At 36.5% G+C, this 1,898-nt stretch carries 2 protein-coding genes; one reads left to right on the top strand and one right to left on the bottom strand.

Translation table 11 applies throughout. The features are described 5' to 3' along the window. Positions 1-301 precede the first annotated feature (301 nt). Positions 302-940 carry an NAD(P)H-binding protein gene (locus tag AACU98_RS15340; protein WP_004245714.1) on the top strand — a complete coding sequence of 213 codons (639 nt, stop codon included), beginning with the start codon at positions 302-304 and terminating at the stop codon, positions 938-940. A gap of 108 nt (positions 941-1,048) precedes the next feature. Here the strand turns inward: AACU98_RS15340 and AACU98_RS15335 are convergent, their stop codons facing one another. Then, positions 1,049-1,393: a DUF4156 domain-containing protein gene (locus AACU98_RS15335; RefSeq protein ID WP_004245715.1), complete on the bottom strand. Its 345-nt coding sequence runs from the start codon at positions 1,391-1,393 to the stop codon at positions 1,049-1,051. Positions 1,394-1,898 lie beyond the last annotated feature (505 nt).

The raw sequence follows: 1,898 nt of genomic DNA, 5'->3' as shown, positions 1-1,898 counted from the left end.
TAGTATCAGTATGAAAATATTAATATGTGCTTCTCATTTAATATAAATTAAATACTATCACTTATTAAAACTATCTATTAGTCATATAATTATCTATCCTAGTAGAATTGGATATTTTATTTTTTAATTTATTGTATTATTTGCATTTGGCTCTAAAAAAATCCTACTACGCTTATAGTAATAATCATTAAATGATAGTTTTTACGGTACATAATTTACCTGATTAAAAAATAAGTTTTAAAATTAAGTTCAGTGTAAAGAGGAGCTTCAAACACGAAATTGAGATTTTAATGGAGGAAATATGAATATTCTCGTCATTGGCGCTAAAGGTCGAGTAGGTCAGCGTTTAATCGAAATATTACTTGCTAAAGGTCATCATGTCATAGGTACAACCCGAAAATTATCCGACACATCAGTACATCATCCCTCACAGTACCATGAAATTGAATTGGACATAACAAAGCCGTTATCATCCATCACCGATTTATTGCCAGACAATTTAGAGGCTATCTATTTTACGACAGGCTCCCGAGGAAAGGATTTATTACAAGTTGATTTACATGGTGCTGTTAAAACGATGCAAGCAGCAGAAAAAAAAGGAATAAAAAGATATATTATGCTCAGTGCGATTAATTCATTATCACCTGATAAATGGACTGAATTAATTGATTATTTTACTGCTAAATATTTTGCCGACCTCTACTTACGGGATCGTACCCAGTTAGATTTCACCCTTGTTCAAGCAGGCTATTTAACTGAAAAACAAGGCACATATAAAATTACGACCAAATTGGAAGATAATGCTACAAAAGGTGAAATCACTATTGATAATGTCGCGGCAACATTAGCAGAGATATTAGATAAGCCGAATACATTTAAAAAATGCATTCCTATATTAGATGGTGACGAGGCGATTAAAACAGCCCTCAGTCGAATTTAGAAACGATTAGTTTACTGATTTTGATAAAAAACAATCTGACCCTGATAGACATTAGGGCCAGATATGTTAGTCACGAGCTAGCTTATCAATGTACACAACCATTGTTTGTTACTGACATTTATAAACTTGTCCACTCATTTTGCTATCTAGTGGCGCAAAGCTATCGACAATGCTACCTGCACCTGTACCAACATTAAAAATAACATTACCACCCATAGCGGCTGCTTTGTTGCGTAAATCATTAGCAGCACCGCGTAGTGATTGGCTTTCAGTACGAGAGCCTGATAACCAATTATTCTGAACGCCGGTTACTGTGCCTAATAACTGGCACTCGCTGCCTGGTTGCGTATCAGTAATTTGTACCTGTGAACCTGCACTGGTCAATGTATTTGTTGCAGAACAGCCTGCTAACAACAACGCTGCAGTGGCTCCCAATAACAATTTAATTCGCATGATCCCCTCATTTCTTTGAGTGTCCGTTTAGTCATGACAACAATATACCCTGTCACTCCTCTTAAGCGCAAAAATAAATCATCACTATCTTACATTAGCCTATAGTCTTAAGAGGTTATTTCCACTTGTTACTTATTTTGATTTAATGATTTAGCTTTAAGATAGACAAAGCAATATCTATTTATTTTACACCGCTTTGCGGCTTTTAAAACATATTGTGTGCTTTTCAGACACCACAGTGCGAGACTGGGCACATTATTTGGTCGTCGTTCTTAGCCTAGTCCTCTGCTTTAATAGCATAATCAGGCAATAGGCCATTGATAGAAATTATTTTTTGATACTTAAATAATAGGGAACATTAAATCATTATGTACTGGCTCAATATTGACATCCTCCACGCCCTAAAGGACGTGGATCCCTACTGCGTTCAGACTGATGTCTAAATCACCTCGGCGGGTTCCTGCTTCGACGGGCGGTCTGACTGCACCCTCCCTCCACAGGCAAG

Origin of the sequence: Proteus sp. G4380, assembly GCF_963885725.1 — a bacterium.
Lineage (GTDB): Bacteria > Pseudomonadota > Gammaproteobacteria > Enterobacterales > Enterobacteriaceae > Proteus > Proteus mirabilis.
This window is presented reverse-complemented; position numbering and strand designations above follow the sequence as displayed.